Source organism: Staphylococcus felis (assembly GCF_003012915.1).
Taxonomy (GTDB): Bacteria; Bacillota; Bacilli; order Staphylococcales; family Staphylococcaceae; genus Staphylococcus; species Staphylococcus felis.
In genome coordinates this window covers 679,760-696,507 of the sequence record NZ_CP027770.1, presented here as the reverse complement: position 1 = coordinate 696,507, position 16,748 = coordinate 679,760, and the positions used below count along the sequence as shown (strand labels likewise).

15 protein-coding genes are annotated in these 16,748 nt (G+C 36.7%); all 15 read right to left on the bottom strand.

Annotated elements, in window-relative coordinates; translation table 11 throughout:
- Positions 1 to 45: 45 nt before the first annotated feature.
- The 15 genes from C7J90_RS03375 to C7J90_RS12135 all read right to left on the bottom strand — a co-directional run bounded on the left by C7J90_RS03375 (position 46) and on the right by C7J90_RS12135 (position 16,734).
- On the bottom strand, positions 46 to 810 hold the full coding sequence (locus C7J90_RS03375; protein ID WP_103208381.1) for a DeoR/GlpR family DNA-binding transcription regulator: 765 nt from the start codon (positions 808 to 810) through the stop codon (positions 46 to 48).
- Entirely contained in the window at positions 803 to 2,143 is a 1,341-nt protein-coding gene (locus tag C7J90_RS03370) for an MATE family efflux transporter (RefSeq protein ID WP_103208379.1), read from the bottom strand. Before C7J90_RS03370 ends, C7J90_RS03375 begins: the two co-directional genes overlap by 8 nt.
- Positions 2,127 to 2,987 (bottom strand): metallophosphoesterase family protein, encoded by an 861-nt coding sequence (locus tag C7J90_RS03365; protein ID WP_103208377.1) that lies wholly within the window; start codon positions 2,985 to 2,987, stop codon positions 2,127 to 2,129. The genes C7J90_RS03370 and C7J90_RS03365 overlap by 17 nt, the downstream gene beginning before the upstream one ends.
- 13 nt (positions 2,988 to 3,000) lie before the next feature.
- Entirely contained in the window at positions 3,001 to 3,897 is an 897-nt protein-coding gene (locus C7J90_RS03360; protein ID WP_103208376.1) for a carbohydrate ABC transporter permease, read from the bottom strand.
- A gap of 13 nt (positions 3,898 to 3,910) precedes the next feature.
- On the bottom strand, positions 3,911 to 5,602 hold the full coding sequence (locus C7J90_RS03355) for an extracellular solute-binding protein (RefSeq protein WP_103208374.1): 1,692 nt from the start codon (positions 5,600 to 5,602) through the stop codon (positions 3,911 to 3,913).
- Positions 5,603 to 5,612: 10 nt separating this feature from the next.
- Positions 5,613 to 6,569 carry an ABC transporter permease gene (locus C7J90_RS03350; protein ID WP_103208413.1) on the bottom strand — a complete coding sequence of 319 codons (957 nt, stop codon included), beginning with the start codon at positions 6,567 to 6,569 and terminating at the stop codon, positions 5,613 to 5,615.
- A 33-nt stretch (positions 6,570 to 6,602) separates the two neighbouring features.
- On the bottom strand, positions 6,603 to 7,715 hold the full coding sequence (locus C7J90_RS03345) for an ABC transporter ATP-binding protein (protein ID WP_103208372.1): 1,113 nt from the start codon (positions 7,713 to 7,715) through the stop codon (positions 6,603 to 6,605).
- Between the two features lie 300 nt (positions 7,716 to 8,015).
- A complete protein-coding gene (locus tag C7J90_RS03340; protein ID WP_103208370.1) occupies positions 8,016 to 9,026 on the bottom strand; it encodes a sensor histidine kinase in 1,011 nt (336 codons plus the stop codon).
- 4 nt (positions 9,027 to 9,030) lie between these two features.
- Positions 9,031 to 9,687 carry a response regulator transcription factor gene (locus C7J90_RS03335; RefSeq protein ID WP_103208368.1) on the bottom strand — a complete coding sequence of 219 codons (657 nt, stop codon included), beginning with the start codon at positions 9,685 to 9,687 and terminating at the stop codon, positions 9,031 to 9,033.
- Positions 9,688 to 9,714: 27 nt separating this feature from the next.
- Positions 9,715 to 9,900 (bottom strand): hypothetical protein, encoded by a 186-nt coding sequence (locus tag C7J90_RS03330; RefSeq protein ID WP_103208366.1) that lies wholly within the window; start codon positions 9,898 to 9,900, stop codon positions 9,715 to 9,717.
- A 157-nt stretch (positions 9,901 to 10,057) separates the two neighbouring features.
- Entirely contained in the window at positions 10,058 to 11,089 is a 1,032-nt protein-coding gene (locus C7J90_RS03325) for an NAD(P)/FAD-dependent oxidoreductase (protein WP_103208364.1), read from the bottom strand.
- Between the two features lie 83 nt (positions 11,090 to 11,172).
- Positions 11,173 to 12,546, bottom strand: a complete 1,374-nt coding sequence (locus C7J90_RS03320; RefSeq protein ID WP_103208362.1) for a cryptochrome/photolyase family protein — start codon at positions 12,544 to 12,546, stop codon at positions 11,173 to 11,175.
- 276 nt (positions 12,547 to 12,822) lie between these two features.
- Positions 12,823 to 15,066, bottom strand: a complete 2,244-nt coding sequence (locus C7J90_RS12230; RefSeq protein ID WP_103208360.1) for a fibrinogen-binding adhesin SdrG C-terminal domain-containing protein — start codon at positions 15,064 to 15,066, stop codon at positions 12,823 to 12,825.
- Positions 15,067 to 15,758: 692 nt separating this feature from the next.
- Positions 15,759 to 16,238 carry a YagU family protein gene (locus C7J90_RS03310; RefSeq protein WP_103208411.1) on the bottom strand — a complete coding sequence of 160 codons (480 nt, stop codon included), beginning with the start codon at positions 16,236 to 16,238 and terminating at the stop codon, positions 15,759 to 15,761.
- A gap of 145 nt (positions 16,239 to 16,383) precedes the next feature.
- Positions 16,384 to 16,734 carry a hypothetical protein gene (locus C7J90_RS12135; protein WP_232618899.1) on the bottom strand — a complete coding sequence of 117 codons (351 nt, stop codon included), beginning with the start codon at positions 16,732 to 16,734 and terminating at the stop codon, positions 16,384 to 16,386.
- Positions 16,735 to 16,748: the final 14 nt, after the last annotated feature.

Below are 16,748 nucleotides of genomic sequence, written 5' to 3'. Positions count from 1 at the left end.
ACGTTTTTTCATTACTGCTTCTCTTTATCATCATTTTTAAGGAATTCACATTTGTAGCCAATGGGAAGGATCAAACTCGATTATTTCTGGTTTAGCATAATCTGTAATGATGTAATCTATCTCCTGTAATGAATCAATCACAAATGAGGCTGTATTATCACGTTTTGTACTGTCTGTGACTAATAACGTTTCGGCACTTTGTTGCATCATGGTACGACTCACTAATGCTTCTTCCAAGTCATATTCATATACGTGTGTTGTGTCAAAAGCACCACAAGATAAGAAAGCTTTATCAAATTTAAATGATTGAAGTAGTTGATTGGTCAAAGGCCCTCGTACGACGTCTTGTTCCGTATTCGCCTTGCCTGGTAGCATCATAATTTCTGCCTCAATGCGCTGTTCTTCTACCGCTTTATTCAATTCCATCATAGTCATCCATGAATGCGTAACAAAGGTACAATTCGAAAGATGATTTAAATATTTAGGTATACGGCCCACTGTCGTACCACCATCCAAAGCGATTATTTCCGCATTATGTATGAATTGTGCTGCACGTTTAGCTAATCGTTCTTTGACATGTGCTTGCTTTTGCCATTTATGACTAAATGATTGCTCTTTATTGAGATAATTGTATTTCACCGCACCTCCATGAACACGTGTGATTTTTTTATCTGCTTCTAATAGCTCTAAATCTTTGCGTATGGTTTCAGGTGTGACTTCAAAGTATACTGCCAAATCATTCACACACACTTTTCCGTGATTTGCCACACGTTGACAGATAACATCTAACCTTGATTTCTTTTTATACATCCAAACGAACCCCTATCTGCGTTAACTTAGATTTCCATATGCCTTGCTGCCATCTGCGCATCATCAATATAAACCGTATACCCTCCTCAATCATATTCATTAATATCATACCGATATACCCCCATCCCAACGTAAAAGCAGTCAAGTATGATAATGGAATAAGCAAGCACCATGTAGTGACTACATTAATTAAAACTGGATAGCGTACATCCCCTGCAACATTCAATAAATCTACCATATAATTATTCATCGCACGTATCGGTTCTAACCCTACAAACAAACATAAGTAAAACAGCGTTAAATGATAGACCTCTTCACCACTTGTAATATAGCGTCCTGCAATAACAAATCCTATGACGACTATACTCATAATGAGCACCGAACGTAATATATTTTGACGTAACCCTCTGTACACATGATGACTCAAAATATTAAACTTTCTCCGTGCGATGAACTTGCCTAAATAAATTTGACTAGCCAAACTGTATGCCATTGCCACACAAAATGAAAGATTACTCAGAGCAACTGTGAGTGATTTAGCTGCTATTACTTCTGTCCCCATGATGATGAGAAAGGCTGTCATTATCGTCTGAGCCACGTTGTATGAGATTTGTTCACCTGCGCCAGGCAAACCGAGTACAATGACTTTGTGGCTCATATACCGCTTTAACTTAAAATAGCTCAATCGAGGTTGATACTTTTTGATTAAATGATAGCTGCCATACATCAATCCTATAAAGCGACTGAACAGCGTTGCGATGGCCACAGCTAAAATAGGTGACTCAAACCAGTTTGTAAAGATAAATAAAATACTACCATTCAATATGACATTGATGATATTAATGCCAACTGTTGTCATCGCTGCAATATGAGCAAGACCTAAAATCCTTAATAAACTTCCAACAAGCATTTGTGTCGTCGTCATCGTAAATCCAACTAAAAATATCATGCCAAATTGATAAGTCAGGTCAAAGATAGATGATGGTACTTGCATAAATAGGAGTATCCAATGATAACTCATCATCGCGACGATACATACACCTATCGAAAGAACGATATTCAAAGTTACGCTATGATATACTTCTGACTTGATAGCGTGGACTTCGTGCTCTTTTTGATGAACAAGTCGAATCGACACGCCGACATGCACAATCGTAATTAAAAAGGTCAATACTGTCATCATTTGTGTACTAATCCCAGACACTGCAATCGCTTTTGTATCATAAGCACTTAACATCATCACGTCTGCTTGATTCATCAACATCATAAAAAGCTGCTCAATTAAAATCGGCACGTAAATTTGATTGAAACGTACTTTAGAAACGTTGATCATATTCAACAATCTTTGTACGGTAAGGTTGATTCGGTATTAACTCAATTAATCGTGCCCCTCTCTGTATCTCTCCATAACAATTAAATCCACTCACACGTCCATAATTTAAATCAATGCCATAATGATTGATACCGAAGTCATTATCGTGATCATGACCACAAAACATGGCCTCTATTCCTCCAGTATGCAACATTTGCGCAAATAAGCCTGAGTTGACCTGAGCACAACCAATTGTTTCCTGATAGATACCATGAAAGTTTTGAACATGCTCAATAGCTTGGTATTCTGGGATAGGGATGTGTGTAAACAACACATTATGACCTGGCAAAACGATACCCTTTTGACGATAACTTGATTCAACCTCTTCAATCCACGCAACGTGTCCAGGGTGGATGTAGGCATAATCTCCTATAGCTGACTCACTATAGTCTCCACCATCAATCACATAAATGAGATGCGTTAAATTTTGATTTTGATAAATTTCTATGACATAAGCCTCTTTATCATCAATGATTTTGGCATGTTTTTTATCTACATAATGCGTTGCCACCTCTTTTTCAATCGCTCTTAAGTCACTACGACGAAACTGATTTTCTGTATCATGATTACCAAATGTTGTCGCTATCGTCGTATTGAATTGATTCAAAAATTGAAATAACTCCCGATAGACACGATCTGAATCCAACACACCTTGAGACCATATTTGATCGCCTGTCAGTAGACACAAGTCCGGCTGGTATGTTGTGATGAGCTGCTCTAACAATTGGTAGGTTTGTTGATCTTTTTCGTCATGATTTGGACCTAAATGTAAATCTGTCAACTGCATGATTTTGAATGATGACATCGTGAACGCTCCTTTACTCTTTAGTAGAACCAATGTTAACCCCTTTGACAAAGTGCTTTTGTACAAATGGGAATAAAAACAAAACAGGTATAATCAATAACACAATCATCGCCATTTGCAGCGAATCACCCGTAATAGTCATACGTTCAATCATTTGATAGGCGCCCGCCTTTTGTTTCAATGCATGCGATATCGACTCCTGACTTGTTAACATATCTTGTAAAACAGTAGCTAACGGTTTTAGCTGTGGATTTCTCACAAAAAATGCCCCTGTAAACCAATCATTCCACTGACTTACCGCATTAAATAGCGTAATAGTCGCAATAACAGGTTTGCTCATGGGTAAGATAATTTTCCAAAAAATTTGCCAATCATTACAGCCATCGATACGTGCTGCCTCAATCACACTATTCGGGATTTGATTGAAGAATGTGCGCATAATTAAAATATGATAAACACTATACAGTGATGGAATGATATACACCCAAAACGTATCCGTCAGACTGAGTTGATGAAGCAAAATATATAATGGAACAACGCCTGCACTAAATAACATCGTAAACACAAGACCAAATGTGATTACTCTTCGAAAAGGAAGTGTCTTAATCGTTAACGCGTAAGCCGCCATGGCAGTTAATATCACACTTAAAATAGTGCCAAGAATCGTTTTGCCTAAGCTAATCCATAAGGCATTTAATATCGTCCCTTGTCTAAAAATTTCTTTAAAATTATCTAATGAAAACTGCCTCGGCCAAAAAGTGATGCCCCCTCTTTGGGCATCAGCGCCACTATTAAAAGCGAGCGCAATAATATGAAACATCGGCAAAAGAATGGTTAACGTCAGAAATATAATTATTACCCAGGAAATAGTGCGAATCACTACACTACTCATATCTTGCTTGATTTTCATCGCTTTTCATCCTTTAGAATCTAATTTTTTCGCCATCTTTAATGTTTTGATCAATCATTTTTTCAAATTCTGGTAACCCCGCTTGATCTAATTTCTTTTTCGCATCGTCTAATATGTGTTTCGACTCGTGATCTGACTTGGCATAATAAGCACGTTGCATCGCTTCATCATACTCATCTAATGCGATTTCTAAATCTTCGCCTCGTTCGAATTTCTGTAGGAAGGATTTGACAGTTAGGCCATCAATCACTTTTGCGTCTTTTAACTTCTCATCATAGTGCCATGCATCTGCCATTTTTTCAGGATTTGTTTCACCTTGTTGTTTACGGACGTTATCACCGTACTCTCTCTCACCAAAATCTGCCTTATTATCAATATCTGTTAGACCGAGATGGTCCGCCCAGTACGACCCAGCCCCTCGGAATCCTCTCTTTTTCGCTTGATCTGGGTTTTCTTCAATTTCTTTTAGAACTTCTTGTTTGACAATAGGATTGCCCGATTGATCTAACGTATAGTCTCGACCTTCAATACCGTACTGGCCTAGTAATTTTCCTTCACGACTCGCTAAGAAATCTGCTAATTTCACAACGTCTTCTGGATGTTTTGTACTTTTAGGTATAGACCAACCACCATAACCCGACTTATACGCCATCTCCATTTGATAAGCCCCTTTTACTGTATTTAGAGGCCCAAGTGGCACATATTTCATATTTTGATTTTCGGTCACATAGTTGTGTAAGTCAGACACAATCCCCCACGAACCATTCACTAGTCCTTCTTTAGCCTTATTTTCAGGCATCGTATAAAATTCTTTCGTCATCAACCCGTCTTTCATCAATGACTTGATATACTTCACACGTTTCATCCCATAATTTGTATCCGCTTCATGTTTGACTTTGCCGTGATCTATTTGAAACTTCTCATCTGCTGAACCTGTCCATACTAAGTCGTTGTTGAATGCTGTACGATCACTACCTCCCCATGCTGTCGGGCCGATAGGTGTGATTTCCTTGCCATTGTCATCTTTAAAATGATGTGCTTGGATATCTTGCGCAAGTGCTTTCATATCTTTAGATGTCTTGATAGCACTTGGGTCTATATTGAGCTGATCAACAATATCTTTACGAATATAAGGTCCACCTACAAGTTTACGTCCAGGATCTCCAGGTTGACGATTAATCCCCATATGTACAAAATACGTCCCATCTAAATCTTGATTAAACATAATATTATCTCGTGTGTCTTTCGGTAAATAGTCTTTTTTCAAGTATTTTTTGTATATTTTTGTATCTTCTAGGTAGGGTTTTAAATCTGTCAACTGCCCTTGTTGTGCTGCTTTATTGAGTACTTTCATCTCAGGACGGCCACTATTGTCCAAATAATATACAATAAAGTCCGGCAAATCCCCCGACGCAAGACCTGATGTCAAAGCCTCTGTCGAATCATCACCTGATGCTGTTTGGAGTTCCAATGTAATCCCCGTCTTCGCTTTAAGTTCTTTCGCTATTTCTTTATTCATTTCAGGTGATACATCATTCTTACTTTGAAAGACAAGTCCCGTTAATTTACGATCTGCAATCCACGTATCTGGCTTACCTTTAGCGTCTGCTTTTCGTTGTGCTTCATCTTGATCCTTTCCGCATGCAGTCACAAATACAATAAGTAACGTTAATAATAAGATACTGACCTTTTGAATGTGTTTCATTTTTTTCTCCTTAATATAGTGATGTATTGAACTTTTTATCTGCTAAGCGATTGACAAGAACTACCAATAACAATCCAATCACACCTTGTAATAAACCAATCGCAATGGCGTAACTAAAGTCACCTTGCTGAATGCCTGTACGAATAACGAATGTATCTAAAATCTCCGCATATTCCGCATTTCCTGGTGTTTTCAATAAATAGATTTGATCGAATCCCGCCTTTAAAATATCTCCTAAAGATAAAATGAATAAAATCATAATCGTCGGCATTAACATAGGGAGTGTAATATGCACAATTTGTTGCCAACGATTTGCGCCATCTATTTTGGCAGCTTCATATATTTCAGGGTTAATCCCCATGATCGCCGCAAAATATATAATCGAATCCCAACCCACATTTTTCCATAAATAACTCGAAAACATAATCGTATGAAAATATTCTGGATTCATCATAAAGTAGGTTGACCCCGTACCTCCAAATTGCTGAATCAGCTGATTAATAAGACCATTATCAGGTGCTAACAACTTTTGAAAAATTCCTACAACTACAACCCATGATAAAAAATGAGGAATATACATCACACCTTGAAATACCCCTCGAAAACGTCCTAACTTGGTATGCGATATCTCATTAAACATAATGGCCATCGCGATTGGAAATGGGAGCGCCAATACTAATTTCATCCCGCTAATGACTAGTGTATTAATAAGAATTTGCGTACTCCGCGTATCAGAGAAAAAACGCCTAAAGTATTTCAGGCCTTCCCACTGACCTCCGAATATCGTTGTATCAAAACGAAATGCCTTAAATGCCAGAACAAGCCCTGTCATGGGGATGTAATTAAAAATAATGAAGAAAAGTATGCAAGGGCATAACATCAAATAAAGTATTTTATGTTGCCATATCCTACGTAACAATGTCGTTTGACTTCGCACCTTTTGAGGCGTATGTTTGACCTTTGTCATTGCTTTCACTACACTTACTCCAATCTTTATCATTTAAATATTGATCACTTTTGAGGGAGATGCATGTTGCGCCGATACAACCTCTCCTGTGTCACTATTAAAAAAATGACACACTTCCCAATTAATCCCCAAATGAATCCGCTGTCCGCTTTGGATTGTTGACGCATTCTCTGTAGACACCACGACTTGAACATCCTCATGCTGACAATGAATCAATTTCGTCGCACCGATGAGTTCCACTAATGTCACTTGCCAATCTTGTAAACGAATTGCACAAGATTGCAATGCATCCATCTCGGTTGCATATTGAAGATGCTCAGCACGAACCCCTATATTTAAATCAGTATATGATGTTGGCAAAGTATTTGGACACATAACAGTTTGACCTCTAAATTGCCAGTCGTGATTCACTTTAGAGATAGGGATCATATTCATCGTCGGCGTTCCGATAAATGTCGCTACAAACTGATTCACTGGATGATGATAAATATCCTCAGGTGTTCCAACTTGTTGAATCACACCATCTTTAAGTAATACAATCTTTGTAGCCATCGTCATAGCTTCCGTTTGGTCATGTGTCACATAAATAGTTGTAGCTCCCATAGCTTTATGTAATTTAATAATCTCCGTACGCATATGTGTTCTTAATTTTGCATCTAAGTTCGATAGGGGTTCATCCATCAAAAAAATCTTAGCCTCACGTACAATCGCTCGACCAAGCGCAACACGTTGACGCTGCCCTCCTGATAAAGCTTTCGGTTTTCTATCTAGCAAGTGACTAATCTCTAACGTCTTAGCTGCATCTAAAATACGTTTATGATAGTGTTTTCGATGTATACCACGCATTTTTAACCCAAAGGCTAAATTTTTGTAGACAGACATATGAGGATATAGCGCATAATTTTGAAATACCATCGCAATGCCACGATCTTTAGGCGGGACTTGGTTTAACAATTGACCGTCTACATAGATTTCACCCTGACTGATTTCTTCCAAACCCGCAATCATGCGTAACGTTGTAGACTTGCCACAACCAGATGGCCCTACAAATACGACAAACTCTTGATCCTCAATATCCAAATTCAAATCCTTAACCGCATAGTGATTATCGTCATACACTTTGTTCAAATTCTTGAGCGTAATCATCACATCACTCCTTCAAATACTATTACACTCTAATTTTAGGACTGCTATGTTAAGTCAATATATCCCTTCAATAAAAAAAGATTAAAGTCCAAATTTTTGTTTATCAAAAATCAAAAGGTTTTATATGGAAATCTATTGGAAATAAAGCAAAAAGAAGATGATTTAAAACAAAAATTATTCAAAAATATTTACAATGAAATCATAAAATTAACATGACGTACATTCATCAGTTGCAAGCAATCCAATAAAAAAAGCACCTATGCGTGTTAACACGATCATAAGTGCATGTATCTATTGTATTTATTTTGATTGATTTGCCTTTAAAACAACAGTAGTACCATGATGATTAGATTGAAATTCTACATTCAAGTGAAATCTTTCGGCAATATTTCGAATAATATTTAATCCGTTACTTTCTTGATATTCACGAGGATTAAAGCCTACGCCATCATCAGAAAATGAAATTTGTGAGGAACTCAGTGTGAGATACACATTTTTTGCATTTGAATGCTTATAAATGTTTGAAATTATATTTTCGAACAACCGCTCATACCATAACGCCTCACCCAACCATATCACTTGTTCATTAAGCACCTTATATGTGACTTCTATGCCTTGTCTTTTGAATAAATATTGCCACTTGCTGATAATACTTGCGCAAAGAGATTGAATATCGACTTCATTATTAAATGTATAAAAGTATTGAATCTTCTCTTTTTGATCAATTGAAATATTTCGTATTAATTTTGATATATATTCAATTCTTTCATAAGAAACGTTAATATCTTCAGCTTTTATATGATATTCATGAGCTAAATGGAAAAGCTCCAAACGTAACGCCGTTAGCGGGGTGTTTATGTCATGAGACATTTGATTCATATATTGTTGTTCTATTCGGATGCGCTTATTAAGCTCAAGCTCTTTGTAAAGAAGCCTATCTATTAGAATGTTAACAGATAGGCCTAGTTCATCGATTTCATCTCTTTTTCCGCTTTTTACCTCTATTTTTTGAGGTAATTCATCATCAAAAGCAATCGTTTCTATTATTCTTTTCATTTTATCTAATCGGTTAACAATATTAGTAATATATTTAGTCCCGACCATAACTAACAGTATTAATACTAAAAAAAAGAGACTATACGTAATAAGCGTTAATATCGTCCCATTAAATGGATTTCTAACTTCAATATCAAATACATACTCTGACATCAATACTAAAGCGTACATAAAATAATTGACTACTAGAAATACAATTGGTATTAAAAATAAACCTAGCATCATTAATTTTAAATATTTTTCTTTTAATTTCATCATTTCACCTACTATTTAGACGATATCCAACACCGTATACTGTTTCAATAACCGTTGCATCACGGTCATTAATTTTAGATCTAATTTTTTTAATGTAAACATTCAGTGTATTCTCATATACCGATTCCGCTTGCCATACAAAATTGATAATTTGAGCTTTAGTCAAATTAACGTTAATATTCGATACAAAATAAAAGAAAATCACATTTTCCGTTTTCGTGAAATTGACATATGCATTATCAATCATTACAGTACGTGCTCTTATATCAATAGTAAGTTCGCCTATTGTCATTTTTTTATCGCTGTAGTATTTATCAATTAAATTCTCTACTCTCAAAAATAACTCTCTAGGATCAAAAGGTTTCGTTAGATAGTCATCTCCATTTCTCAAACCTTCTAATTTAGCACTTATGTCATTTCGTGCTGTTAAATAAAGTATAGGTATATCTGTCGTTTGTCTAATCAAATCCGTCAAATGAATACCATCCATACCCGGTAACATGACATCCATAATAATTAAATGCACTTCATTTAAGTAATGCATAACCCGATCTCCATTATAATCTAGAGATACTTTGACATTATTTTGTTCAAATAACTTTTTTAAATTTTTAGCAATGATACTGTCGTCTTCAACTATTAAAATATGGAAACCCTTCATATTTTCACCTTATTTATCAAATTCGATTTAAATATTTTCTATCATAATACCTATTGATAATAATACAACATACAATGCAAAAAATATGACCATTATCTTGTAGTTCATTTTACCTTTTTGCTCTACTTTAACCTTAATAATCTCGTTAATACATAAAATCACTGAAATGACTAAACATATCATACCTAACACAATAAATATTGAACTCATCATAAAATCCCTCCTATTGTTTGATACAATTATAATAGGAGAGATTTCTGAATAAGTTGTGAATAGCTGTAACTATTTTTGTTTTTTACGTAAACGACACAGTTAAGTATTTATAGTTTCAAAAGTCGACATTCGTTTCTTAAATGGACCGCAATGCCTTTTACAAGTATTTGTGCATCACTGCTTGATTAGCTGCTTTGAAAATGGTGTTATGGCTGGAAACAAATCCTTCTTTATCTGCTTCTGGTTCAATATAGGTTTTAGCTAAATTGGCCGCAGTCGCTGCATCATTAAATGCACTTGCAATGAGATGCGCTTTTGCTTGATGATGTATGATGTCACCACATGCGAAGAGGCCTGGCACGTTGGTAGATGTATCCCCAAATCCTTTGATGCGATATTCATCAAACATCTCAACCTCAACATTCGAATCGGCTAACAACGTATTTTCATGATCAAAACCATGATTAATTATCACTTCATCCACTTGCTTTGCTTCTGTTTTACCTGTTATTGTGTCTTCTAAAATCACTTTTTCAATACGTGAACGATCCGTATTCCCTATTAATTGTTTAATTTGTGTAGAAGGCTTCGTTTCGACTTCGCATTGCTTCAACACTTCATCCATAGCTTCATATCCACTGATTTCACTTTTACGATATACGAGCGTGACGTGATGCGCATACCCTGACAAGTCCCTCGCCCAGTCAAGCGCAGTATTACCCGATCCAGAGATTAAAACATTTTTTCCTTTAAAGTGTTTGAGAGACTGGACAGTATAGTGTAAATTCGTTAATTCATATCTTGAAGCATCCTGAATATTCAACGATTTGGGTTTGACGATACCGCTGCCAATCGCAACAATCACAGCTTTCGAATCGTAGGTCTCACCTTGATCTGTTGTGACTCTAAAATGCCGTTCACCCACTTTCGTTATGTTTGTAACACGTGTTTTTAGACGGACTTCCGGCTTAAAATGTAAGCCTTGTTGTATCGTATCCTGAATAATATATTGACATGGCTTAGGTGCAATACCACCAATATCCCAAATAATCTTCTCAGGATAAATATTCATTTTGCCCCCTAATTTATCTTGTACATCAATAATCCTAACGTCCAATCCTCTTAACCCTGCATAAAAACTTGCGAATAATCCTGCTGGACCTCCACCAATAATCGTCACATCTTTCATCATGAATAACTCCCTTTTGATTTACTGTATATGTCTAGCTTGACACAATTGATAACAATTATCAATTAGAAATCATAAATGACTTATAGTTGCTTAAACTGTGTCATGACATATTCACGGGCAGCTTGATGATCGACAATCGCTTTAGGATAATCTGTTCCGATTATGATTTGGTACTGTGTTTTAAGATCTTTTTGATATTTCGTTGGCTCATGAATATACTTACTTGAAACCCCTTCTAATTCTTTGACTTCTGACTGAATAAAATAGCCATTTTTGTCAAAACGCTCACTTTGACGTATCGGATTGAACATCCTAAAATAAGGCACAGTATCTGTTCCTGTTGAAGCAGACCACTGCCAACCATGTACATTTGAAGCATTATCATAATCCAGTAGATGTTGACGGAAATACGCTTCCCCCTTCGTCCAGTCTATGAATAAATGCTTAGTTAAAAATTGAGATACCACCATTCTCAAACGATTATGCATATACCCCGTTCGATTCAATTTGCGCATCGCTGCATCGACAAGAGGAAAACCCGTCTGACCTTTTTTCCAAGCTTCAAAATGCGCTTCATTGTGAGACCACTTCATTTGACGATACTTTTCAGAAAAAGCTTCTGTCGCTGTATTCGGATAATAAGTCATCAACACGTAATAAAATTCACGAAACATGATTTCACGTAAATAGGCCTCATAGTTTACTTCATCAGCTTCGTAACCGTCTAATAAATCATTAATCACCTCATGAATATCGATTAGCCCATACGCTAAATACTGACCTAACCGACTCACATCACTTTGAGAAACATCGTCTGTCAACACTTTATAGTGCGTGATATCCTCTGTTAAAAAGTGCATCCACGCTTCACGTGCACGACGCTCCATATCCTGTGATTGCTGCCATTGTATCTTAGTCTCATTCGTCCCCTTTTCGGCATATTGTACAATCTGTTTATATGAATCTAATGGCTTATCATGACGCATCAGTTGCGGACGATTCGCACGATAAAAACTTGTAAACACTTTATACGGCTCACCTTTTTGATTCAGTGTATTTCCAGGTCGAAAATAATGATTCACACGGCATCCTATCAATTGAATATCACGCTTTTCAAACGCCAACTTCACGTGTGGATAATCATAAATATCTAAATGATAACTCATAATATCATTCGGCATTAAAATATGCGTGAGGTCATACTTTCTCACAAATTCTGCTAAGCCCTCATAAGGGACAATAAATGGGTGAATATGATGGTGCTTCAAAGCATCTATAAACCCTTGAACCACCTCATAATAATGATTTTTCTTTATTTCTGCTGCATCCGACATATCCTCAATAGGCACAATGACATACAGTTTTTCAATTTCACTTTGGTATGAAATAACCTCATCAAATAAGGGATTATGCTTTAATCTAAACACTCGATTTAACATAACTCCTAAACGCATCACTGATCCCCTCCTTTAAAATCAAACCTATTCATATCTTAATAACGTTACAATGATTATGACATATCGCATTATAAATACTCGAATAAAAGCAGTAAAATAAATACTTCCTTGATTTGGACTCCTATATTAAAAGTACCCTTTTGCTTATCTCACAAAATTAAACGCAAAAATATAGGAGTTAAAATTGGAAAACCATTGAAGGCCTCCAATCTTAACTCCTACTGTTTTTCTATTAACTAGAATCAGCTAACATACTTTACTGATTAAATTTTATTATTCTTTACGACGTTTTCTGCGTCCCACGAGTAACAATGAACCTAATCCCGCAAATAACGCACCAAATAATGTCGTATTTTTACCTGCATTTCCACCTGTATCAGGCAATGCTTTGTCTGCATCTGCATCCGCATCAGCGTCCGCGTCCGCATCCGCATCGGCATCTGCATCTGCATCTGCATCGGCATCTGCATCTGCATCGGCATCTGCATCGGCATCTGCATCTGCATCTGCGTCGGCATCGGCGTCGGCATCTGCATCAGCGTCCGCATCCGCATCAGCGTCCGCATCCGCATCGGCATCCGCATCCGCGTCGGCGTCAGCATCTGCATCGGCGTCGGCATCAGCATCCGCATCCGCATCCGCATCGGCGTCGGCATCTGCATCTGCATCAGCGTCAGCATCCGCATCGGCGTCAGCATCCGCATCGGCATCCGCGTCGGCGTCAGCATCCGCATCCGCATCGGCATCCGCGTCGGCGTCGGCATCCGCATCGGCATCCGCGTCGGCGTCGGCATCCGCATCGGCATCCGCATCAGCGTCTGCATCCGCATCAGCGTCAGCATCCGCATCAGCATCCGCATCCGCGTCAGCATCCGCATCAGCGTCGGCGTCGGCGTCAGCATCCGCATCAGCATCAGCGTCGGCATCTGCATCGGCATCCGCATCGGCATCCGCGTCAGCATCCGCATCACCTTCTTCACCATCAGCTGTTCCAGAACCTTGCTCTAGGTAATTTTCATTATCCCAGTAATAACCATTCGTATTTCTTCCATATGCATCAGTGTTTACTTCACTTACTCTTGTTTTTAGGTTATTTTTACTATTATCATACTTACCATCAACAGTAATGATGTACGTTTTATTAATATCACCAAAGTCAATCAATAACGCATTATCACCATTCGTTCTGATACGTCCTGCAAAACTGTCAGTAACATCTTTATAATTAGCGTTAGTTGGATCAACATAATAACTGTCAGTGATTTTAGAATTATCTACAACTTCATAAATCTTTAATTTTGTATCTTTTAAGTTTATAGTTGTACTACTTTTAGTTGGATCATCATGATAGCCTTGTATTTTGACTAAAGTATTGTATAAACTATTTCCCTTTGGATTAACATAGATAGACTGTTTATATTCATTTTTCCCTGAGTTCATATCAATTTCAGTGATAAATGATGTGATATTAGCACCATTTGTTCCAGGCATACCTTGAGCTGGACTACCGTAATCAATTTTAATTTCAGATTGATAATGCTTTCCAGCGATGTCAAAATCTAATGGATACGTACCACTATACGGTGTATTCTTACGGTCTGTAAAGATTGGCAATTTAAATTGCCCAGATACATTATTTTTATTATTGACATAATCAGTAAAAGTATATGTTCCTGTTTTATTCTCAGTATTGTAAGAACCTTTAGCTACCACTTCACCGTTAGCATTTAACAAATCAGGAAGCGTCATTGTATTATTTAAATTTGAATAATCGACATCCCCATCTCCTGTTAAATTTTGAGGTAATACAAATGTAAAGTAATCTCCTTCTCTTACTGTTCCTTCGACATTAAAAGTAGTACTTAAATTAGTAAAACCACTTCTATTCGGGTTAATCGGTTTATTATCAAAATTAAAGTCGTTTACCTTAATCTTACTGTTCACAAGTTCACCCGATGGCGCTGCAGCTGGTACTGCATCGGCCGTACGCAAAGCAGTTCTCTCACTTTGAGCATTGACAGGTTGTGGTGTGTTATTGTCTGTACTTGGTGCTACGTTTTCTTGTGGGCTATTCTCTGATGTTTCTTGTGCACTTGGTTTCGCCACTTCTCCTGTATTATTTTTTGGTGTTTCACTTACAACTGGCTCTGTTTCTTCTATATTATTAACAGATGTTTGCTCTTCAACTGGTTCTTTTACTTCTTCCGTATTACTTTCAGGTGCTTCCCCTGCACTTTGTTTCGTTGCTTCTTCTGTATTGTTTTCTGGTACTTCCCCTGTACCTGTTTCCACTGCATTATTTGTTGATGCTTCACCTTGTCCTGCTGTCGCACCAACTTGGTCGCTCGTACTTGAAGCTTCGGCAGCCTTCGCTTCATTTTGATTTGTACCTAAAAATAAAATTGATCCAATTAAAATTGACGCTGTTCCTACAGTAAATCGACGGATAGCGTATTTGTTCGCTCGATTAGGTAAAAAATCTAAGCGACTATTTTTTGATTTATTTTGTCTTGCCATTACATTCCCTCCATATCATTCGTAATTTCTAATTATAAACATTTTTATATTATTGTATATATAAACAAACTACCGGATTACTGTTAATTAAATATTTTCATTCATTGGTTCATTCATAAATCCTAGAACAGCAAATATTAAAGCGCTTTCTTCTCTTGTTATTTTAGCTCGGTATAAAAAATAAATTGTGCATTTGCACAATAAAATAGCTGGTGAAAACCAAATTTTATAGATTAAATTTACTTGTTTTTTTACAATATACTACAAATCAATTTGCTAAAATAATGATTTTTCATAGATATTCATCCACACTGTTTCATGTGAAACGGCTGCAAGCATTGTTATGTTCTAGATGTACTTACTAATGTGCTTTGTTTGATGTCTTTCATTTAAATACTTAATAATAGTTGAGGTTAATAAAGTAGGAATGAAGATGAGGGCAGTCATTTTACAAGTTGCATTTCCTTTTGAAGTTCGGCGAAGAGATTACTAAAACTTTCCATGACATTGCTGGATCTATCAATTAAGAAGATGAATTTAAATAAAAAATTTGAAGTAGAAATTTGGAAACCATCATATAGAAGAACCGTATTCTAAACATAAATTGGCCACTCTCGAAATATACCACTTTAAACTAAAAAACATCTCTCATGTATATCGTGAAAAACACGCACATGAAAGATGCTTTATGTTTAATCCAATTGGTAGCGATAAATAAAGAGCTGTCGAACATAATCAATTGTAATCATCCAAACGATATGCCCAAATAATTCAGAAAGGTGTTCATGGAAAGGCTGATCCCAAATAGCTGGCACTGTATGTGTAATTGGCATAATGATGAGGTGAAATAATATCCAAACAGCAATACCAAAAACCGCACCTTGTCCCATAGCCATGTATGCATACTTTTTAACTAGAAAACAATAAATAATCGCTATTACAATCGAAAAGCTAAAATGGACAATAAAACTAACCCAAGGCAATGACATATCTGAAAAAGTATAGGTTTGATGTGTAAAGTCACTACTGAATCCTAATTGTTGTAATAACTCTTGAGGTGGGTTTGTCGCATTACGTTCTGGTGTACGTGGCGGAAACATAACTTCCCAACCTAATTTCACAATACCAGAAAGCAATCCCCCTATAACTCCAGCGTAAAGCAATATAAACACTTGTCGTCTTGTCAAAATAAGGACCTCCCATTCGTTTTAATAAAATGATTATACATTATCGTGAAAGTTTTCACAATAATGTAGCGGTTCTTTATTATTTTTTTATCTTATTAAAATCATATAGTTAGTCCCTTATACCCATTATTTACTGCAGTTCTACATATACTTCGCCTTCTTTGTCAGTCATGATGCCATTCCAAAACTCGACCGTTCCATCTTGTCTAACAAAAAAGGTATGCGACCCCACACCACTTTTATTGTTAGCACCAATTCTCCATGAGCCATCTGCTTGTTGTTCCGGCTCTCGAAATTGAATTAAAGAGGCGTCTCCCCCTTCACTTTGGTTAATTCCTGTAGTCAGATAATCCATCACATTATCACGATTCACTGCTGCTGGACGTCTATTACTATTTGTCATATCTTGTGATGATTCAACATCATTTGTAGACTCTAATGAAGGGGGATATATGGATCTTTCTGCGCTATCTTCTTGCACTATATTTTTTCATG